This is a genomic window from Streptomyces sp. NPDC058231 (assembly GCF_042882275.1).
Taxonomy (GTDB): Bacteria; Actinomycetota; Actinomycetes; order Streptomycetales; family Streptomycetaceae; genus Streptomyces.
The window spans coordinates 54412-76701 of sequence record NZ_JBHVWN010000035.1; the positions used below are offsets into that span (position 1 = coordinate 54412).

General features: G+C 68.7%; 9 protein-coding genes. 1 reads left to right on the forward strand and 8 read right to left on the reverse strand.

All coding sequences use genetic code 11. From position 1 onward, the window contains the following. Positions 1 to 674: 674 nt before the first annotated feature. The 4 genes from ACFVXE_RS22820 to ACFVXE_RS22835 all read right to left on the reverse strand — a co-directional run bounded on the left by ACFVXE_RS22820 (position 675) and on the right by ACFVXE_RS22835 (position 5790). The gene (locus tag ACFVXE_RS22820) at positions 675 to 1511 is read right to left on the reverse strand and encodes an undecaprenyl-diphosphate phosphatase (protein ID WP_389673560.1); all 837 of its coding nucleotides are present in this window, start codon (positions 1509 to 1511) and stop codon (positions 675 to 677) included. A gap of 455 nt (positions 1512 to 1966) precedes the next feature. Beyond that, positions 1967 to 2722, reverse strand: coding sequence for a dienelactone hydrolase family protein (locus ACFVXE_RS22825; protein WP_389673562.1), 756 nt, complete (start codon positions 2720 to 2722; stop codon positions 1967 to 1969). Positions 2723 to 3050: 328 nt separating this feature from the next. Then, complete coding sequence (locus ACFVXE_RS22830) at positions 3051 to 4823, reverse strand: MOSC domain-containing protein (protein WP_389673563.1); 1773 nt, start codon at positions 4821 to 4823, stop codon at positions 3051 to 3053. Between the two features lie 238 nt (positions 4824 to 5061). Beyond that, positions 5062 to 5790 carry a hypothetical protein gene (locus ACFVXE_RS22835; protein ID WP_389673565.1) on the reverse strand — a complete coding sequence of 243 codons (729 nt, stop codon included), beginning with the start codon at positions 5788 to 5790 and terminating at the stop codon, positions 5062 to 5064. A gap of 456 nt (positions 5791 to 6246) precedes the next feature. On the opposite strand from ACFVXE_RS22835, the gene ACFVXE_RS22840 reads away from it, so the two are divergent. After that, complete coding sequence (locus ACFVXE_RS22840; protein ID WP_389673567.1) at positions 6247 to 6678, forward strand: SMI1/KNR4 family protein; 432 nt, start codon at positions 6247 to 6249, stop codon at positions 6676 to 6678. 310 nt (positions 6679 to 6988) lie between these two features. Here the strand turns inward: ACFVXE_RS22840 and bla are convergent, their stop codons facing one another. From bla to lat, 4 genes are all read right to left on the reverse strand, one after another. After that, a complete protein-coding gene (gene bla, locus ACFVXE_RS22845; protein ID WP_389673569.1) occupies positions 6989 to 7954 on the reverse strand; it encodes a class A beta-lactamase in 966 nt (321 codons plus the stop codon). 356 nt (positions 7955 to 8310) lie between these two features. Further along, positions 8311 to 9288, reverse strand: a complete 978-nt coding sequence (locus ACFVXE_RS22850; protein ID WP_389673570.1) for a 2OG-Fe(II) oxygenase family protein — start codon at positions 9286 to 9288, stop codon at positions 8311 to 8313. Positions 9289 to 9454: 166 nt separating this feature from the next. Further along, a complete protein-coding gene (locus ACFVXE_RS22855; protein ID WP_389673572.1) occupies positions 9455 to 20689 on the reverse strand; it encodes an amino acid adenylation domain-containing protein in 11235 nt (3744 codons plus the stop codon). 184 nt (positions 20690 to 20873) lie between these two features. Continuing rightward, complete coding sequence (gene lat / locus ACFVXE_RS22860; protein ID WP_389673574.1) at positions 20874 to 22199, reverse strand: L-lysine 6-transaminase; 1326 nt, start codon at positions 22197 to 22199, stop codon at positions 20874 to 20876. Between the last annotated feature and the right edge of the window lie 91 nt (positions 22200 to 22290).

Genomic DNA, 22290 nt, shown 5'->3' on the forward strand with positions numbered 1-22290 from the left:
GACACCGGGAACAGGGTCAGCCGCGAGCAACCTGTCCGGGTGTGTCCTCGGTACCGCGCCTCTCGGACACACAGAACCCCCCAGTTCAGCTTCCGGCACATGGGCCAACTCGCTGTGCACCAAGGGCCCTGCCGCCGGTCGCGCTTCGCGCCCGGCGACCAAGGAGTGGTCTGGTCCACTCCCCCGGGCGGCGATCACTATAAAAGCTGCATGTACACGCCAGGCAGCTACCTCATCGGGCTCTGGCCGGAAACCGCTTCGGCCACCACCCCAAACGGAATGCGGTTCCACGGACCGCAGCAGACGCCTCTGTTGTGAAGTTCCCCCGAGCGGAACCGGGGCGAGGCGACATGGCGTGTGATCAGGTTGGCCGTTTCCCGGCAGTCGTGACGCCTGCGCTCACGAGTTCGGCATCGTCGTCGGCAGGCTCTGCGAATCGTCGACCGCGCACTGAGCCCCAAGGGCTTCCTGCTGCCCGCCGGATGACCCCGGGGGCGGCGGCGCGCCCGTTCCCGGGTGCGGCCGACCCCCGCCGTGCTCCCGGTGGGCGGGAGCACGGCGCCACCCTGGCTCCGGCGGCCTCGCGCCGGTGAGGGCCGGGTCGTGGTGTGCACGCGTCGCGCAGCCGTGCGGACGGCGTCCGGCGGGGCGGGCCACGGACGTCCCACGTCGTTCTATGCGCTGAGTACTCCGGTGGCCAGCAGGCCGAGGAGCAGTGTGCCGACGATGATCCGGTAGATCACGAAGGCGTTGAAGGAGTGTTGGGCGACGAATTTCAACAGCCAGGCGATCGAGGCGTACGCGACCACGAACGAGACGGCGGTGCCTGCGACGAGGGGCGCGGCACCGACTCCGGCGCCGACGGCGTCCTTCAGCTCGTACAACCCCGCGCCGGTGAGGGCGGGGATGCCGAGGAAGAAGGAGAGCCGGGTGGCCGCGACCCGGTCCAGGTCGAGGAAGAGAGCGGTGGACATCGTGGCACCTGAGCGCGAGAAGCCGGGGAAGAGCAGGGCCAGGATCTGCGAACTTCCCACCAGCATCGCGTCCTTGAACGAGGTGTCGTCCTCCCCGCGCTTGTGCCGGCCTGTCCGGTCGGCCGCCCACATCACACCGCTGCCGACGATCAGCGAGGCCGCCACCACCCAGAGGGAGCCCAGCGGGCCCTCGACGAGCGGCTTGGCGGCGAGCCCCACGACGACGATCGGTACGGTCGCGTAGATGACCCACCAGGCGAATTTGTAGTCGTGGTGGTAGCGCTCCTCGCGGTCGCGCAGTCCCAGGCTCCAGGCGGAGACGATCCGCACGATGTCCTTGAAGAAGTACACGAGCACGGCGGCGATGGCGCCGACCTGAATGACAGCGGTGAAGCCGACCACCGAGGCATCGCCGACCGGGATGCCCATGATCCCTTCGGTGATCTTGAGGTGACCGGTGGAGGAGACGGGCAGGAATTCCGTGACTCCCTCGACGATTCCGAGGACTACGGCCTGACCGACGCTGATAGCGCTCATCGGGGTCCAATTCTGCGGTGGATGGGGCGGAGGCGTGACTCCTGCGAAGCGATGCCTGAGGTGAGCGACCGTACTCAGTGGCGGAGTGCTCGTACGGTCCGGCACGCCTTGGTCGCGCCTGGTTCGATCGGAGAGGACGGCTCGTCCCCGGCCACCGGACCGGCCCGGGCCCAAGTCGTCGGGCCGTCCGCTGCCCACTCCCCCGGCCGTGTCGCCGTCGGCGTGGCACGGCGCGTCGGGCCCGGGTGCGGTGGTGGCTCCTGCGGCCACCGCCGAGAAGATCCCTTTGCGGAGGGGATGTCGTGCCGCCCCCGGCCGGGCCCGAGGTCCGGCCGGGGGCGGCACGGCTACGCCGTCCGGACCCCGGCCGGTCTCGCGCCTCGGCACATCTCAGCCGGCGTCAACTGCGGCTGCGGGGAATCCCGCTCGGCTCCGGGTGACGGGCACCGTGCCGGTCAGAGCGCACGGGCGAGAAGGTCCTCGAGCGCCGTCCAGTGGCGTTCGTCCGCAACGGGGTTGTAGGCGTTGGTGTCGGCCTGCGTGTAGCCGTGGTGCGCGCCGGGGTAGACCTCGCACCGGTGGCGGACGCCCGCTGCCGTGAGTGCCTTCTCCAGGCGCTCGATCTGCTCGGGGGGCATGGAATGGTCCTGATCGGCATGCCCGAAGTACACCTCTGCGGTGATGCGGTCGGCGAGCAGGTGCGGGCTGTCCGCGGCATCCGAGGCCAGGTTCCCACCGTGGAAACCCGCGACGGCGGCGACGCGGTCGGGATAGGCGCAGGCCGTCCGCAGAGCCAGACCCGCGCCCATGCAGTAGCCGGTGATACCGATCGGTCCGTCGGTGGCCTGCGGGCAGGCGGCCAGCCAGCGCAGATAGGCGTCGGCGTCACGCACCACCAGCTCGGGAGTGAGTGACTGCAAGACGGGGACGATGCGCTCGAAGATGCCGGGGCGCTGGTCGGGGCCGATGAAGTCGGGAAGCTCCACCACCGGGGCGCGGCCATGACGGTAGAAGACGTTGGGGACCAGGACGGTGTACCCGGCCCCGGCGATGCGGTCAGCCATCTTCTTCAGTTGCGGGCGCAGTCCGAAGGCATCCATGTAGAGCAGAACCGCCGCGTGAGGGCCACCGTCGTCGGGGTGGGCCAGGTATGCGTCGGCAGTGCCATCCGGGGTGGGAATGTTCACCGCTGTTCCGTGCACGGCAGTCATCGGTACGTCACTTCTCTCTGTCTCACATTCGATGGCGGCGCCGATCCTGCGCGGGACCTTGCATGTGCCCGGCACCGCGCTGACGCCACCGCGGGCAGAAGTGCGTCCGTCCCCGTGCCCTGTTCGCTGCGCACGCCGACGGGCCGCGGCCACTGCCTGCTGTCCGTTCATGATGCCGATCATCGGCCGGGCGGCCAAGGCGACATCGAGAAGTGCCACGATCACCTCCGCGCACGGGACTGACGAATTGCCGTGCGGACCGTCCCGGGTGCTGAGAGTCGACGAGCGTTCTCGGCCCGGTTTTCACCGAGGTCCGGGCAGGCGGGAGTCACAGATCGAGGGTGATGTCCGCGGGCGGCTGTGAGCAGCAGATGAGCGCGTTGCCCTCGGCCGGAAGGTCGATCGGGTCGGGAGAGTAGTCGACACGGCCGGAGACGACAGCGGTCTCACAGGTGTGACACACGCCGGTTCGGCACGACCACCGCACCGGGATGTCGCATGCCTCGGCGAGTTCCAGCAGCGTGCCGTAGCCGGGGTCCCACGGAACGACAAGGCCGGTGCGGGCGAAGGACACGGACGCGCCGGTGCCCGGTCCGGCCGGATGGGCGGGCATGTGAGGGGCCGGTGCATCGGTCGGAACCACTCCGGGCGTGATCGCGGTGACGGATCCGAACGTCTCCGTGTGGATCTGTGCAGGATCCAGGCCGCAGCCCACAAGTGCCTGTGTCATGTCGTCCATGAACCCCACCGGACCGCAGATGTAGGCGTTGGCGTCCGGCGGGAGTCCAAGAGTCAGGAGTAGCTGGGGAGTGAGCCGTCCGGTGGAGGTGTAGTCGTCACCGGGACGGTCGTCCTCGCGCGGGCGGCTGTAGGCGACATGCAGTCGGCCGCCGGGCAGCCGGGACAGCAGGGCGCGCGCCTCCTCGGCGAAGGGGTGTTCGGTGCCGTCCCGGGCGCCGTGCAACCACCACACCGGTCGACGATCACGGTTGTCGGCCAGCTCGTGGAGCATGGAGAGTACCGGGGTGGCCCCGACGCCTGCGGAGATCAGCACGACGGCTGCCTCGTCCTGCTCGAGCGTGAAGGTGCCTCGTGGCGCAGCCACTTCCAGGACGTCGTCGACCGCAACATGTCGATGCAGGTATCCGCTGCCGGCGCCGTGGGGTTCCTGTTTGACGCTGATCCGGTAGTGCGTGTCCCCGGGGCGCCCGGACAGGGAATAGCTGCGGACGACCGGTGCGCCCTGCGGATCGGGGTGCATCCGGACTGTGACGAACTGGCCGGGCAGTGCCGGGGGAAGCGCACTGCCGTCGATCGCGGCGAACGTGAAGGAGAAGATGCTCATGCTCTCCGGAGCGATGTGCGTGACCACCAGAGGACGGAAGCCCGGCCAGGCCGGCGGCGGGCTGCCCGCTGCGGCCGTCAGCGCCGTGCTGCCTCCCGCACGGCCCTTCGAGTCGTACTCGTCCATGAGTGACTGCATGGACGTTTTCCAGCCGGGGCTGAGCGCGGGAATGCGGAGCGCCCGCTCCACCTGGGCACGTGAGCGCCCGGGTCTGTAGAGGACGGCGTCGATCTCCGCGACGGTCATGGCTTCCGGCCCGGTGGAGACTTTGACGATTTCGTCTCCGGCCTGGACCGCCCCTTCGGCCAGCACCTTCAGGTAGAAGCCGGGGCGTCCGTGTGCGACCAGCAGGGCCGGCATCCGCGGCTCGTCCATCCGAAGGGCTACGCGGTAGCAGGTCACCCGGGGCTGGGTGACTTCGAACAGAGCGTCGCCCACACGGTACCGGTCACCGATGCACACCTCGTCGTCGGGCAGTCCGTCCACGGTGAAGTTCTCACCGAACTGACCATGGGTGAAATCGTTGCGGTGCAGGTATTTCTGCCAGTACCGATAGGAGTCCATCTGGTACACCAGTACTGCCCGGTACGGCCCGCCATGACCGTTTCGGTCACCCTGGCCGTCCCCGTCGATGTTCAGTTTCCTGACCATCCGCGGGCCCGTGACCGGCTGCTTCCACACACCGGTATGCGTCACCCGGCCATTCCAGGGAACGTCACGGGGCATCCCGACATTCACCGCGATGAGCATGGCCATCGATACATCCATCTCCCCGGTCGGGCGGACCGCCCCTGCTGCTCACGCTGATACGCCGACTTCCGATGGCGGGTCAGGACACCGGCACGCTGCGCTGCACTCCGGTCGGCCTCCGGCCGAGTTTCTCGTACACGTGGCCCGGACCCACGGACCCGCGTGCGGGCCGGGACTCCCGAACGCCGGGAAACCTCGGCCCGATTCCGGCGGGCCGAGGTTTCCCTGTGTTGCGGTGATGCAATTACCACTTGTCGCCGCGGTAGTCCTCGACAACTCGGAAGCTGCCGACTACACCGTTCCTCACGAACACACCGCCGCGGACGAAGCGAGGGCTGACGCCGTTGCTGGTGCTCCACGGACCGACCGTGGCCAACGGAGAACCGTTGTCGCAGGTCGCGCCGCGGAAGACCTCAACGGTCCGACGGCTGTCGTTGCGGACGTTGAGAGTCCTGGAGCCCAGGCCGCTCACCACGGTGATGCAGCCGTCGGAGTGGGCGGAGTACGACCGCTCGTTGAAGAAGATCCTTCCTCCGTCGTAGCCGCCGTCGCCGCCGTAGCCGCCACCTTCGCCGCCGAAGCCGCCGCCGCCCTTGCCGCCGCCACCGCCGCCGCCCTTGCCGCCGCCACCGCCGCCGCCGAAGCCGCCACCGCCGCCGCCGCCGAAGCCGCCACCGTCGCCACCACGGTCGCCGCCGAAGCCGCCACCGTCGCCACCACGGTCGCCACCTTCGCCACCACGGTCGCCACCTTCGCCACCACGGTCGCCACCTTCGCCACCACGGTCGCCTCCGTTGCCACCACGGTCGCCGCCGTCCGCCTGGGGGGCCGCGGCGGGGGGAGCAGCGGAGGGCTGCTGGACGACGGGTGCGGACGTAGGGGCATCGGCCGCTGTGGCGTAGTTGATGCCCGTTGCTGCCAGAGCCGCGGCGCCTACTACGGCGGCGCTCACGGCGACTGTACGCATGGTCATATCACTTCTCCCTGTCTCAGAGACATCGGCTGTGAGCCGATTCGTGATGAACGTACCGATTGCCGTATTAGCTGTCATTTCGAGCGCATCTAAGGTGTGACGCCCGCCGCCACTTGGACGCATGCGCGCCGTTCGGTCCATGGCGCTCACATGGTTGATGGGCAGTCACACACTCATTCGACGCGCATGCCCGGGACGCCGACGAATTCGTCCGGCGACAGGGGCGCACAGTACGGGCGGATACGGTGGCCCCCGGCAGGAGCCGGACCGTATCGCAACAGCTCAGACCACTCATGGCACCGATAAGGACCGGTCCGGTGCACCCCCTCGGAACGCCCTGTCATGCTGGGCGATCACGGACGGCACGGTCGCCACGGTCGCGAAGACGAAGGGCCATCGGTCGACTGCCGAGTACGAAGAGAGGGGTGGTGCGGTGGTGGCGGGCTTCGGCCTCCGTTGACGGAACAGGAGGTCGACTCCTTCGAGCAGGAATTCGGCGTCGGACTTCCCGAGTCCTACCGTGGCTTCCTCACGGATGTCGCCGACGGAGGCGCCGGACCGCACCATGGCCTCATCGGACTCGCGGAGGACCTGGACGACGAGGACGCGGTGTACGACCTCCGGGAGGACGGCCGCAGGCCTGGCTTCCTGACCACGCCGTTTCCGTACACCCGGGCCTGCCCCGGCCCTGGGAAGCCTGGTACCTCCGACTATTCGGTGAGCGGGACGCTGGTCATCGCGGAATACGGATGTGGAATATTCTCCCGTCTCGTCGTCACCGGGAAGAGCGCAGGGCAGGTGTGGTTCGACGACTCCGACTGGGGCGGTCTGAGCCCTGGCCCGGACTTCCACAGCTGGTACAGCGCATGGCTGGAGTCGGCCGGCTGAGCCCGTCATCGGCCGCGCCCTCAGGCTTTCCGGGGCTCGGAGAGTGCCGGGTGCCGGCACCGCACCCGGCCGGTGCCCCCAGCCTGCACGCGGTCGACCGGTTGCCGGCGCACGGAGCCGGGCTCGACTCGATCGTCGAACGGGTGGCCGTGCCCGGCGGCAACACCGCTGCGAAGGCGGCCGTCCAGGCCCCACCCGGATGCGGCCTGGACAGCCGCCTTCGCACCCACCGCGGGCTCGGAGCGCGCCGAACCACTTCCCGACCTGCCGCCGGTCTCGGCCGGCCGGGGGTGAGGGGACGTGCCGACCGTTACGACAGTGTGTCCGCGACGACGGCGGCCGCCTTCGCGATCAGCCGGTCGTCGTAGGGAGCGCCTTCACTGCTGCCGTTCGACAGGATCGCCATGACGATGGGCGCGGTGCCGGGCGGCCACACCACGGCGATGTCGTTGCGGATGCCCCAGGTGCCACCGAGGCCGGCCCGGTGGCCGACGACCCAACTCTTGGGCAACCCGGCCCTGATGAGTTCGGTGCCGGTGGCGCTCGCCTTGAGCCAGTCGGCGAGCTGGGCGCGTTCGCCGGTACCGAGGGCCTTGCCCAGGACGAACGCACGCAGGTCGCCGGCCAGCGCCCGCGGTGTGCTGGTGTCGGATGTGGTGCCCGGGGACCATCGGTTCAGCTGCGGCTCGCGGCGCTCCGCCCGGGTGACGTCGTCCCCGACCGCCTCGAGCGCGGCGTCCAGGCCCCGGGGGCCGCCCAATTGGTCGAAGAGCAGATTGGCCGCCGTGTTGTCGCCGGAGCGGACCGCGGCGTCGCACAACTGGCCCAGCGTCATCCCGGTCCCGGTGTGCTTCTCGGTCACCGGCGAGTTGGCGATCACGTCGTTCCTGGAAAAGGTGACCATCCGGCCCATGCCGTTCAGGGAGTACTTACGCAGCACGGCACCGGCGGCCAGTGCCTTGAGGGTGGAAGCGTGGGCGAACCGCTCGCCGTCGTTGTAGGCCACCTCCCGGCCGGTGCCGGTGTCGACGGCATAGACGCCCAGCCGCGCGCCGAAAGTGCGCTCCAGTCCCTCGAAGGCGTGGGTGGCCGCCTTCGCGTCCTCGCTCGGTACCGTCGTCGAGGGGGACGGGGACGGCGCCCCGCCTGCCCTCGCCGCCGGCGAGGAATGGGACGGCGCGGCCTGGGTGGCACCCTGGCCGCAGGCCGTCAGCGGGACGAGGGCCAGCGCGGCGAGCGTACCGAGAACGGCGCGCCGGGCGCGGGTATGCTGCATGGTCCGAACCTCCGAGCCGCCCCTGCACACGGGGCGCGCCAGCGATGGAGAGACCGCCCCGACCGGGAGCGCGGTCATGATCGGAAACCATCCTTGCCAGCGGGCGCCGAAGCGGTCAAACGGAACGGCGCATTCGGGAGAGTCGCCGTGTCCTGCGCGGGCGCCGCCCGTTGCCTTCGGTCCTGCCGTCGCCGGACTCGAGGTGCGACCGCCCCCCTGTCCGGACAGCCGTGACGGCCCGCCGGAAGCATCGGCGGGCCGTCGGCGGAGGCCGGTAGCGCCGGGATGTACGGCGTACTCCTCCGTCGTCGGGGGAGGCGGCCTCGATCGGGACGGCCGCTCCCCCGGTGGGTCGATCAGGTCTGGCCGTTCTTGACGATCAGTGCGCGCAGGCCCTGCTGCAGGTATTCGCCGTACGAGATCGCCGGGTTCAGTTCCTTTCCGTCCGTGCCCTCGGGCGCGAAGGGCTCGATGACGCTGTCGTGCCCGCCGTTGAGGAAGAACGGCAGGGACAGCCGCTCGGCGTTGATGTACTTGACCCGGTGGTTGGGCGCGGGGAAGTAGTCGTTGGTGACATGCCCCATGTAGGTGCCGCAGTTGACGAGGAAGTTCTCCTCGGACGTCGGCAGGTCCTGCCAGCCGTCGACCGTCTCGACCTGGAGGTTCTGCACCTGGGTCTGGTACAGAACGGTGATCATCGACACGTCCAGGTGGTCCTCGAAGCTCAGCTGCGTGCCGTCCGCTCCCGTCTTGACCGGCGGGTAGTCCTCCAGGTAGGGGTAGCGGATCATGGACACGGAGGAGAGCGTGTCGGCCTCCGCGAGCGAGGCGTCGAAGAAGTTCTCCGGCTTCCCCAGGGCCAGCGCCATGCCCCGCATGATCACCGTGGAGACCTTCAGCATCTCCCCGTAGTACTCCTCGCAGAACGGCCGGAACCTCTGGTGCTTCGTCTCGTCCGGCCAGATGTTCACCTCGTGCATCGGCGTCGCGGACTTGATCATCGGATGGTCGTCGCTGAACAAGGGGTTCAGATAGCAGAACGACTCGACGGCCTTCTTGCCCTTGACGGCCATGTAGTAGCCGTTGCGGACGTGCGGGTTGTTCTTGTTGTACGCGTTGATCGCCAGGTCGTACTTCTCGTCGTCGGCCATGTTCCGGTGGAACTCGTTGACCACGTCCTGGAGCAGCTGGACGTCGACGCCGTGGTTCGACGCGTAGAAGAAGCCGGATCCCCGGCACGCTTTGTTGATCTCCTGCGCGACGCGCAGTTTCTCGCTCGAGTCGTCGCCGAAGAGCGGCGAGATGTCGATGGTCGGAACCTCTGCTGACGGCATCAGGACTGGCATGGCACCCTCCGTGGATTCTGCACCTGGGGCTTGCACTGGTGACCGGACACGACGCGCGACGTGCCCCTGCGGGCGGCCGTGCGCCGTGGACGCCCGGCCTCGGTCCGCTGGACACCGGCGGGACCGCGGGAAAGCGGCCCCGCCGCCGGCCTGTTCACCCGGCATCCGGCAGTGCGGCCGAGATGCGTTCGCACATTGCGGTGACGAGGCGTTCGTTGCGTACCCACGAATGGTGGGTCTCTCCACGCAGCAGGTGAGTCTCGATCGACTCGGCCGGCAGGAGGGTGTCCAGGCTGTTGTGGGGCGATCGCTGATAGAAGGCGAACAGGCGGCGCTGCTGGTCGTCGCGGACGATCTCGTTCGCTTCGTCCGCCTTGAACATCACCAGGTCGCCGACCTGGGCGCTCAGCCGCTCCAGATCCGCCCGGTCCGGTTCGTAACGGTAGTTGATGGGGTCGAGGATGTCCTCGACATCGGGGAGCCCGATGGAGGCCGAGGCCTGACGTACCGCGAGGTACGGGTCGACGAGGAACAGGTTGTCGACCTGTTCGCCCGCCCGGGCCAGCTGCAACGACACCTCCAGGGAGAGCACCCCGCCGAAACTCCAGCCGAGGAAGTTGTACGGGCCGGACGGCTGGAGGTGACGGATGTGCTCCAGGTAGTACCCGGCCAGGGCCGGGAACGACTCCATCGGGGCGTGCAGGTGCACATTGTTGAACAGCACGAGCCGGTACCCGGGCAGCCGTTGCGCGATGTTGCTCAGGTAGCTCTCCGCCCCGCCCTCACCGGGCGGGAAGACGAAGAGGGTGTGCTCGGTGTTCTCCTCGTTCACGAGGATGTACGGGTCGAACACCTCCTCGGTCGCCGCCGGCCGGCCCGCCTGCGAGCGGCCCGTCCCGGCTCGCGCCACCGCCGCCGTGTGAGCCACCAGCTGCTCCAGCCACGACCGCAGTTCACGGGTGAACCGCTGGGTGGTGGCCGGGTCCAGCCGGCTGTCGACCACGGCGATGAGGCGGCCGCCGGCGCACCTCATCGTCACGTCGACGTGGAACTGGTCGGCCCCCTGGTTCCGGCCGGAGGTATGGCTGCCCGACATCGCCGAGTCGAGCTGCCAGCCCGTCGGCCGGTCCGGTGTCTGCTCCCCCTCGTCGGACAGCCGCCCGAGGTAGTTGAAGCTGACCCGCGGCAGGGGCGCGCGCTCGCTCCCGTACCTGCCGAAGAGCGCGCCGTAGCCGATGCCGTGGTGCGGTACCCGCCGGGCGGCCTCCTTGGTCCCGATGATGCTGCCGCCGAGGTCCCGGTCGTCCGCTTGGACGGCCAGGGGGTGCATCGTCGTGAACCAGCCGACGGTGTCCCGGACGTCGGGGGCCCCGTCGAAGAGTTCGCGGCCGTGGCCCTCGACCGTGACGTAGTTGGTGGCCAGCCCCGTGAGTGACCTCAGCGCGAAGCCGGTGGCCGTCAGCAGCAGGTCGTTGGGCGTGGTGTCGTACGCCCACTGGCTCTCGGTGAGCAGGATCCGGGTTTCCGAGGCGCTCAGTGCGAACTCCTCGTGGTGCGTCGGCGCACCGCGCCGCTGCGCCGACAGCAGTTGCGCCGCCGATGCCATGCCCCGCTTGACCTCCGCCCACAGCTGTCGCTCGTCCTCGTCGGGGAGGTAGCGGCGCAGGGCCTCGGCCCACTGCCGGTAGCTGCCCGTCTTCTCCTCCAGTCGGCCGCCGTGGTAGAGGATCTCCAGGTCCTGGGCCAGGATGTGCCAGCTGACGGAGTCGACGATCAGGTGGTGCAGGGCGAACCAGATCCTGGCGCTGCCGTCGTCGAACCCGTGGAGGTATGCCGCGCATGACGTCGGGCCGTCTTCGAGGTCGAAGCCGCTCTGCCACGCGTCGAGCTGCCGTCCGATCTCGTCGTCCTGCATGCCCTTGACATCGAGCTCGTGCAGCTCGATCTCCGGACGGACGTCGCCGTAGGTCTGGGTGACCGCTCCCCCGTCGTCGGACCTGCGGTAGCGCAGGCTGAACGCGTCGTGGTGGCCGACCAGCTCGACGAGGGCCGTACGCAGCTTCGCCGCATCGAGCGGCGGGGTCCTGACGGCGAAGTTCTGGTTCCAGCAGTTGCGATCCGCCAGCGGCTTGGCGAAGAACCACTCCTGTACCGGGAGGAGCGGGCAGGTACCGCTCAGCCGGCCCTGCTCGGGTTCCTCACGCGAGCCGTCCCCGGAGTCGTGCTCGCCGGCCGGGCGGGCCAGGACGTTGTCGACCAGTTTCCGGACGGTGGGGTGGTCGAAGATGTCCTTGACACTGACCTTGCGCCGCACCTCCCGCTGCACCCGGCTCGCCAGATGCAGCGCGCTGATGCTGTCACCGCCGGACCGGAAGAAGTCGTCGTCCATGCCGACCGTGCCACCGGGCAGTTGCGCGCTCCACAGCTGGCAGAGCCGGGCTTCGGTACGACTGCGCGGGGCAGCGTAGTCCGCCCGTTTCACGGAGAGGCCCGCCTGCGGCAGGGCCTTGGTGTCCAGCTTCCCGCTGACGGTCGTCGGCAGCGGCCCGTCGAGGCGGACCAGGAGCGAGGGCACCATGCTCGGCATGAGTTTCGCCCGGAGGGTGGCGATGATGTCGTCCTCTTCGACGGTCGCGCCCTCGTCGGCCACGTAGTAGGCGACAAGCCGCTTGCCGCCCGGACTGCGCTCGTCGACGGCCGCGACGACGGCGCACTCCCCCACGCCCGGACAGGTGGCCAGGACCGCCTCCACCTCGCCGGGTTCGATCCGCAGACCGTTGATCTTGACCTGTGCGTCGTTGCGTCCCAGGTACTGGATCTCGCCGTTGCGGGTACGCCGGACGAGGTCGCCGGTGCGGTAGATCACCGGGCAGCTGCCGTCGCGACGCTCTGCCTCGGTCCGGAACGGGTTCGGCAGGAAACGCTCACGTGTGAGCTCCGGCCTGTTCAGGTACCCGTCGGTGACGCACTCGCCGGCGATGTACAGCTCGCCCGCGGCTCCCGGCGGCAGCACCCTCATCGAATCGTTGAGCACGTACAGCCGGGTGTTCCCGAGCGGTCGGCCGAAGGTGTTCCGGTAGGGGTCGCCGGGCTCGAACCGCCGCCCGGTGTTGTAGACGGCGGTCTCGGTGGTTCCGTAGGCGTTGATGACCGGTCCGGAGTACTCGCGCCGGATCTTCTCGAAGTGGCTCTCGTGGAACGCCTCGCCGGCGACGAGGACACAGCGCAGCTGCTCCAGACGGGTCAGGTCGAACTGCTGGATCTGCGTCGGCGTGCCGCTCAGGTACGTCAGCCCGGCCTCGTTCGCGTACGTGTAGAAGCCGTCGTCGTGGGCGGGTGAGGGCGGCGGGACGATGAGTGTGTGGCCGGCCAGGATCGACAGTGCCATCTGCTCGACGGAGAAGTCGAAGACGTAGTTCGCGAGGAACAGTACGCCGTGGCGGGACACGTCGGGTGTCCCGAAGTACCGCCCGCTGAGCTGCTCCCGGAAGCTGTCCACCGCGCCGTGCCCGACGAGTACGGCCTTGGGCTTGCCGGTGGTGCCGGAGGTGTAGATGGCGTACGCCAGATCGGTACTGGTCACCGACGTCACCGGGCTGTCCGGGGACTCCTCGTCCAACGGCAGGCACTCGACCTCCAGCACCGGAAGCTCCGCCGCCGCGGACAGCGAACGCAACCGCTCCGCATGGCACTCGTTGGTCACCACCAACCGGGCCCGCGTGTCCTCCAGCATGAACCCGATCCGGTCGTCGGGATAACCCGGATCGACCGGCACATAACCCGCCCCGGCCTTCCACACCGCCAGAATCGAAACGATCATCAACTCGCTCTTGTCCACCACCAGAGCAACCAGATCGTTCGGCCGCAGCTCCACCACGGACCGCAGATGATGCGCCATCCGGTTCGCCCGCTCGTCCAACTCCCGGTACGTCAGCCGCCGCTCACCGAACACCACCGCAACCTCGTCCGGCCACGCCGCGGCCTTCTCCTCGAACACCCCGTGCAACGTCAGGCGGGGAGCTGCGGGAGATCGGGGCACAGCGGTGTCGGCGTCCAGCAGTTCCACCTGGTCCGCTTCGTCGACGCAGGTGACGTCCGCCACCCCGGCCCGGTCCCCCAGGGCGGAGAGCCGGGCGAACTCCGCGAGCACGTGGGTGAAGGTGGAGATGAAACCAGCGGCGCTCGCGTCCTCGAACAGCGACGCGGCGTAGGTCAGGTTGCCCGACAGTCCGCCCGGGGTCTCGGTCAGGGTGACCGACAGGTCGAACTTGGTTGCCGTCCAGCCTCCGCCGTCCGGCATGTAGCCGGCCGGCGCCGGCCGCTCGCCGGCCGTGGGGGCGCCGTGGACACGGTCAGTGACGTTCTGCAGGGTGAAGTTGACCTGGAGGACGGGGTGGCGGCTCGGGTCCTTCTCGGGATCGAGCTCCTTGACGAGTTGCTCGAAGGGCAGCTCGCCGTGCACCTGCGCCGCCACGACTTCGGCGCCGACGGCGCGTACGTGATCCGCCAGCGTGGCGTCCGCGTCGACCCGGACGCGCAGGGCGAGCAGGTTGGCGAAGAACCCGACGGTGCGGTCGAACTCCGGCCGTCCGCGGTTGGCCGAGGGAGTCCCCACGACGAAGTCGTGCTGGCCGGTGTACATGTTCAGTACGAGGGACCATGCACCGAGCAGGACGCTGTACAGACTGACCCTGGACGACTGGGCGAGGGCGCGGAGCGCCTCCGTGGTCCGCTCGTCGAGGTCGAATTCGATCTCCCGCCCCCGGTAGTCGAACCGGGGCGGACGCGGGTGGTCCAGCGGCAGCCGGACCGTCTCGTATCCGCCCAGCGTGTTCGTCCAGTACTCGGTCAGTGCCGAGACCCTCGGCCCGGTCAGATACTGCCGCTGCCACACGGCGAAATCCGCGTAGGTGGCGTGGACGGTTCCGAGTTCCGCCTCGGTCGCACCGCCCAGCAGGGCCGCGAGTTCCTCGCGGACGGTGTTCCACGACCAGCCGTCGAAGCAGCTGTGGTGGAGGACGAGGCTGAGGTACACGCAGCCGGGGTCCGTGGTGAGCTCGAACAGATCCGCCCGGACCGGCAGTTCCTCGTGGAGTCGGAATACGTACCCGGCGCGTTCCACGAGCCTCCGGTCGAGCTCGGCGGTGCTGGACACCGTGTGCGGGGCGACGTCGAAGGCGGTCGCCGCGTCCGCCTCCTGCAGTACGTGCTGGCGTCGGACACCGTCGTCGTCCGTCCTGAGCAGCGTGCGCAGGGCGGGGTGGCGCCGCAGGAGCGTGTGCATCGCGCGGACGACCGTGTCCTGGGTCACCGCGTCGTCCGTCGGTATGCGGAGCACGAACGGGATGTTGTATGCGGCGGTGCCGCCCTCGAACTCGTCGATGAACAGCAGGCGTTCCTGCGCGAGTGACACCACGGGGTCTTCGGTCCCCGTACCGGCACGCCCGGTCGCGGGCTCATGGTGATCGTCGCCCGCGAGCGCCGCCGCTTCCTGGATGTGCCGTGCCTGGGCGCCGAGGGCCGTGTGCTGGAGTACGGTCGCCACGCCGAGGCCGCGCCCGAAGCCGGTGGTGATGGCCTGGGCGAGCGCCATCGCCCGGATGCTGTCGCCGCCGAGGGCGAAGAAGTCGTCGTGCACGCCGATCCGGTCCGGGGCGACACCGAGCACCGTGGACCAGATGCCGCACAGTTTGACCTCGACGTCGTTCGACGGGGCGACGTAATCGGTGCTGTCGCCCGGTCCGAAGTCCGTCTCCGGGAGCCTTCGTGTGTCCAGCTTTCCACTGGGTGTCACGGGGATGTCCGTGATCCGCAGGAGGCGGGCGGGCACGATGGCGTCGGGCAGTTTCTTCCGCATCCACCGCTTGACGTCCTGCTCGTCGAGCTCGTGGTCGCAGACGTAGAAGCCGGCGAGATACTTCTGGGACACGGCCCCGGCCGTCGCGCGGTGCTCGCGGGCGATCACCAGGGACCGGGTCACTCCGGGGTACGACGACAGGGCCGCCTCGACCTCGCCGAGCTCGACGCGCTGGCCACGGATCTTGACCTGGAGGTCGGTGCGGCCGAGGCACTCCAGCTCCCCGTTGGGCAGCCACCGGGCAAGGTCACCGGTCTTGTAGATACGCGCGTTCTGTCCCAGCTCACGCTCCTGCGGGGTCTGGAACGGGTTGTCGACGAAGCGGTCGGCCGTCAGGTCGTCACGGTTGAGGTAGCCGCGCGTGACGCCGACACCGCCGATGTAGAGCTCGCCCATGCCACCGACGGGCACCCGCTTCATCGACGGGTTGAGCACGTAGCACGCGGTGTTGGCCACCGGATGTCCGATGCTCTTGGTCGCCCGCCGCTCGCCGACCGAGTACAGCCGTTTGTGGCTCGTGATGGAGATCTCCGTCGGGCCGTACCCGTTGATGACGGTGCCGGAGAACGTGCCGCGGATCTTGTTGAAGACCGGTTCGGTGAAGTCCTCACCGATCGCGTCGATGCGGGTGAGGGACGTCGTCGTCGAGTAGTCGTACAGCGACAGGACCGACGGTGTCCCGGAGAGGTAGGTGACCTTCTCGTCGTTGATGTACTGGTAGAGGCGCTCGGTGTCCGTGCGCATTCTGTCGTCGAGCACCACCAGTTTCTGCCCGTTGAGCAGTGCGTCGGTCATCTGCTCGACGAAGTGGTCGAAGATGTAGTTGGAGAACGACAGCAGGGCCTCGTCGCCGGCGGACTTGTCGAGGGTGAAGAGCGTCGCCAGGGAGGTCTGCAGGTTGACGACTCCCCGGTGCTCGACGAGTACGGCCTTGGGCTTGCCGGTGGTGCCGGAGGTGTAGATGGCGTACGCCAGATCGGTACTGGTCACCGACGTCACCGGGCTGTCCGGGGACTCCTCGTCCAACGGCAGGCACTCGACCTCCAGCACCGGAAGCTCCGCCGCCGCGGACAGCGAACGCAACCGCTCCGCATGGCACTCGTTGGTCACCACCAACCGGGCCCGCGTGTCCTCCAGCATGAACCCGATCCGGTCGTCGGGATAACCCGGATCGACCGGCACATAACCCGCCCCGGCCTTCCACACCGCCAGAATCGAAACGATCATCAACTCGCTCTTGTCCACCACCAGAGCAACCAGATCGTTCGGCCGCAGCTCCACCACGGACCGCAGATGATGCGCCATCCGGTTCGCCCGCTCGTCCAACTCCCGGTACGTCAGCCGCCGCTCACCGAACACCACCGCAACCTCGTCCGGCCACGCCGCGGCCTTCTCCTCGAACACCCCGTGCAACGTCAGGCGGTCCGGGAACCCGGTTTCCGTACGGTTCCACGCGTCGAAGCCCTTGATCACTGAGGGGGACACGAACTCGAGGTCGTCGACGGGCCGCGCGGCGTCGTCGGCCACCTGGCGGAACAGCGTGTCGGTGGTGTCGAGCAGGACGTCGACAGTGGCGTCGTCGAAGAGCTCGCCCGCGTACCACAGGGTGACGGTCAGCTCGTCGCCCTCCTCGCGTGCGACGACGGCCAGTGGGTAGTCGACCTTGTCCGCGTCGTAGCCCTTCTCGAAACGGAGGAGTTCGTCGTGCTCCCGCTCCTCGTCCTCGTCCAGGAGCCGCGGGTAGTTCTCCAGCACCAGCAGGGTGTCGAACAGCCTGCGCTTCATCCCGCCGGTCTGCAGCCGGCCGAGCTCCACGGTGCTCCTGCTGTTCATCGTGTTCACCGCGGACTGGATGTCGCCGATGGCGGCGCCCACGCTCTTGGCCGCCTGCTCCTCGTGGTCGACGATCAGCGGCAGGGTGTTGATGAACAGACCCACCGAGTTCTCGACGGCGTCGACGTGCACGTTGCGGCCGGACACGATCGTGCCGACGACCGTGGTGTTTCCCCCGCCGACGGCGTACAGCACCTTGTGCCACACGAACTGCAGCACCGAGTGCAGGGTGACGGAGTCGGCGGCGCACCTCGCCCGGAGCGCGGCGGTGAGCTCTGCGCCGAGGCTCAGCTTCTTCGTCCGGTGCTCGCGTATGTGGTCGTAGTCGCTCAGCGCGACCTGGTAGCGGATCTCCTCCTTGAGCAGGCCGCCGAAGTCGCCGCGCTCGTCGATGCGTTCGACCTGCTGTGTCCAGTAGTCGACGTGGTCGTCCCGATGGGCCTCCCAGTGCCGCTGGGTCGCCAGGTACGCGTGGTCGACGGCCTGCTCGATCTTCTCGCCCCGAACCATCCGGAGGTAGGTGCGGTGCACGTCGTCGTGGAGTACGGGCAGGCTCCAGCCGTCCAGGATGAGGTGGTGGCAGCTGAAGATCAGCGAGAAGAGGTCCTCGTGCTGCTTGACCAGGTAGACGCGGAAAAGCCGGCCCGCTGCGGGCTCGTACGGCTCGGTCCGGTCCCGTTCCTGGAGTTCCTTGATGCGGGTGTCCTGCTCACCGGGGTCCGCCGTGTCGCTGAGGTCGACGAACCGCCAGTCGAAGGGCTTGTCGTCGTGCTCGATGATCTGGAGCGGTTCCTCCGCCCACTCGAAGCGCAGCCTGAGCGCGGGATACTTCCGCTGCGCCTCCTGCCACGCCTCCCTCATCAGGCCGGGGTCGATGCGACATCGGTAGCGGTGCACCGACTGCATGACGTAGGCGTCGTCGCCGCTGCGGCTCTTGAGGGCGTGGTAGAGCAGGCCCTGTTGCAGGCCGTTCGCGCGGAGGCTGAGCGATTCGCCCTCCGCCGGGAGCTGCTCGTCGGCCGCCCACTGCTCTGGTTGCGGCCCCTGGTCCCGCTGCCGCTCCAGGTGCTGCGCCAGCTCGCCCAGGGTCCGCAGGGTGAAGACGTCCTCGACACCGACGAAGACGCCCAGCCGCTGCCGGACCCGGGCGATGAGCAGGATGCAGGAAATGCTCTGGCCGCCGAGGCGGAAGAAGTCGTCGCCGTCACCGATCCGTGCGGTCGGCACTCCGAGGACCGAACTCCAGATCTCGCGCAGCTCGTCGAGAACGCCGCCGGCCGCGCCCGTTGCACGGCCGACGGTGGCCGCGGGCGTTCCGCCCGGGCGGGCGACGTCCACGTCGGGCAGGGCGCGCCAGTCGACCTTGCCGTTGATGTTGACCGGGATGCTGCTGAGGTGGACCATGCGGGCGGGAACCATGATCCGGATGAGCCGCTGTTCGAGGAAGGTCAGCAGCTCGTCCTCGGTCACCTCCGCGGCGGGCTCGGTCATGAAGTAGCCGACGAGGTGGCGGTCGGAGCCGCCCCCGGCTCCCTCGCGGGCCACGACGACGCACTTGCGTACGCCCGGGAACTCGCTCGCCAGTGCCTCGATCTCGCCCGGCTCCACCCGTACGCCGTTCAGCTTCAGCTGGAAGTCGCTGCGGCCCATGAACTCCACCTCGCCCGACGGCAGCATGCGCGCCAGGTCACCGGTCCGGTAGATGCGTGCGTTCTGTCCGCGTGCCACGTCCTGCTCCGACCGGAACGGGTTCGGCGTGAACCGTTCGGCGGTCAGGTCGTCCCGGTTGTGATATCCGGGAGCGACGCCGCAGCCCCCGATGTACAGCTCGCCGATGGCGCCGATGGGCAGCTGCTTCAGGTTCTGGCTCAGGACGTACCACTTCACGTTCCGCACCGGCCGGCCGATGCTGCGGTCCCGGCGCTCGCTCACGCCCGGTGCGAACTCCTTCACCGCCGTGACGAACGCCGCTTCGGTGAAGGCGTACTCGTTGACGATGCGGCCGGTGAACCGCTCGCGAAGCTGGCGCAGGCCGGCCGCGGTCAGTTCCTCGCCGACCAGCAGCAGTCTCTTGAGGCTCGGGCATCGACGCAGGTCGAAATGTTGAAGCACCGACCCCGTGGCGTTGAGGTACGTCACGCCGTGCCGTTCGAGGAACTCGGGGAACCGGTCCGGGTCCAGGCGGACCGCTTCGGGGACGATCACCAGCGTCTGGGAGTTGATCAGCGCGATCAGGGTCTGCCTCAGGTGGGGTTCGAACACGTACGAGGCGAAGAGGGCGACGCGTTCCTCGCCGGGCCGCCGCATGCCGTACCGCTCGGACAGGTCGGTGATGCTGTTCACGACGCTGTCGTGGTACTTGGGGACTCCCTTGGGCACACCGGTGGTGCCGGAGGTGTACGTCAGATAGGCGAGGTCCTGGCTGCCGAGCGGCAGCCTCGGGTGCTCCCGTGCCGCGGCGCCGGCGGTGTCCTGCCGCGCGAGTACGGTCTCGATCTCGATGATGTGCACGTCCGCGTGGTCCGTGCCGAGCATCTCCCGGATCCGGGCCGCGTGGTGCCGGTTCGTCACGATGCGGGAGAGCCCGGTGTCGCCGACGACGAACCGGATGCGTTCGGCCGGATAGGCGGGGTCGATCGGCACGTAGGCCGCACCGGACTTCCAGATGCCTAGGGTGGCGACGACGCCCAGGTCGCTCTTGTCGAGGTACAGCCCGATGAGCTGCTCCGGCCTCACGCCGGTCCCGGCGGCTGTCCCGGCAGCTTTCCCGGTATCCGTCCCGGACCGGATCAGCCAGTGTGCGACCTGGTTGGACCGCTCGTCGAGCTCGCGGTAGGTCAGACTGATGTCGCCGTGGACGACGGCCTCACGGTTCGGTGTCCTTCGCGCCGCGTCCTCGAACAGGTCGTTGAGCCGCTTGCCCTCGGGGAAGTCGCCATCGGTGGCGTTCCACCGGCCCAACTGCTCCCGCTGCTCCCGCGACACCAGCTCGATGTCAGCGACGCGCCGGCCGGGACGACCGAGGAACTGCCCGAGCACCTCGTGCACGACGTCGAGCACACCCGCTATCGTCGCGTCCTCGAACAGGTCTCCCGCGTAGGAGATCGTCCACCGCAGACGGCCCTCCGTCTCGATGTCCCGCACGGTGACCACGAGCGGGGACGACGGCAGATCAGCCAGGGGCACGTCGTGGCCGGCGAGCACGAGCAGCGCGTCGAACAGGCCACGTTGCAGCAGCTCGGCCGGGCTCGCGTACGCGTCCTCGCGACGCAGCGCGGCCTGCAGCTGCTCCACGGCCGCACGGCAGGTGAGCGCGGACTGCTCCACGTGGTCGACGATGACCGGCAGGACACGGGCGTGCCGCATGTCGCGCGTCGCGGTGGCGTCGACGAACGCGGCAACCGTCCGGTTCCCGTGGCCGTACGCCCTCATCACGCTGTGCAGCACCGCGAGCGCGAACGCGCCGACCGACACACGGTCGTTGTCGCGCAGCGCATCCTTCAGGTGCGTGTAGTCCTGACCGCCGACGGACAGTTCCCGGTGCTTCGTCGCCCGGACGCCGGGGTCGTCGTCCCGCACCGCGATCTTGTTGCGCCATTCGTCCTTGAGCAGCATCTCCAGGTCGCAGCGCTCGCTCGATACGCCTTCAATGCGGGCGGACCAGTCCGCGACTGTCACCGGGTATCGTGCAGACATCATACGTAGGCTCTCCGTCGCGCAGGATGTGTGCGGCGCGCGGTGATGGCAGTGGCCACCGCGCGACCGCGAGATGAGAGAACTTGTCGTTTCGCATGGCGCGCGACAGTCGCCCGGAGCGCGGGCGCCGCCGCAGGACGCGCCAGATGTCCTTCTGTTCGCCGCCGGCGGGACCGGACGAGGCGGCTCACTCCATGGGCGGGACGAGACTGCGTGCCAGCGCTTCGAGTGCCAGGTCGATCTCGCTCTCGCTGATCGTCAACGGGGGGCGGAACCGGAGGCTGCGTTCGCCGCACGGCAGAGCGATCACCCGGTGGTCCTGGCGCATCCGTCGCATGACCTCGTTGCGGACCTCGGCTTCCGGCAGATCGATCGCGCACATCAGGCCACGTCCGCGGGCATTGGTCACCATGGCGGGGTGCTCGCCGGCGAGGGCTTCGAGACCGTCCCGGAGGTACTTGCCGCGCTGGTCGACCGTGTCGAAGAGCTGGGTGCGCTCGATCGTCTCCAGTATCCGGGTGGCGCGGACCATGTCGGCGAGGTTGCCGCCCCAGGTCGAGCTGATCCGGGACGAGACGGCGAAGACGTTGTCCTCGACCTCGTCGATCCGGCCGCCGCCCATGACGCCGCAGACCTGGGTCTTCTTGCCGAACGCCACCAGGTCGGGCTCGATGCCCAGTTGCTGGTAGGCCCAGGCGGTTCCGGTGATCCCGCAACCGCTCTGGACCTCGTCGAGCACGAAGAGCGCGTCGTACCGACGGCAGAGCCGTTGCATCGCCTGGAGGAATTCGGCGCTGAGGTGGTTGTCACCACCCTCGCCCTGGATCGGCTCGGCGAGGAAGCAGGCGATCATGCCGTTCGCAGCGCGGAAGGCAGCCTCCGCTGCCTCGAGGGCACATTGCTCGGCCGCGCGGTTCGCCTGCGCGTGTTCGGTGAGCGGATGCCGCAGGGCCGGGGAGGGGATCCGCGGCCAGCTGAACTTGGGGAAGCGGGCGGTCTTCGCCGGCTCGGTGTTCGTCAGCGACATGGTGTAGCCGCTGCGGCCGTGGAACGACCGCTCCAGGTGCAGCACCTGGAGACCGTCGACGGCGTCCTCGTCGAGGCCGAGTTTCTGTGCCTTCCAGTCGAAGGCGGCCTTGAGCGCGTTCTCGACGGCCAGCGCCCCGCCGTCCACGAAGAAGAGGTGCGGCAGCTGCGGGTCTCCGAGCACCCTGGCGAACGTCCTGACGAACTCGGCGTACGGAACCGTGTACAGATCCGGGTTCGACGGCTTGTTGACGGCTGCCGCAGTCAGTTCCCGTAGGAATTCCTGGTCGTCGACGATGCAGGCCGGGTTGATGCCGAGAGGTGCGGACGCGAAGAAGGAGAAGAGATCCAGATAGCGATTTCCCGTGATTGCGTCGACGAGCCAGGTACCTGAACTGGCCGACAGGTCGAGCACGAAATCGTATCCATCGACAAGCACGTGCGGACCAAGTGCGCCATGTACGTCACGAGCCTCCAGGGTTTCCATTCCAGAAATGCCGAAGGCTTGGTTCTCTTCCTTTTCGTCCACTGTCGAAATTCCCCAAGACATGCGCTCTCCCAATGTCGCCGGACGAAAT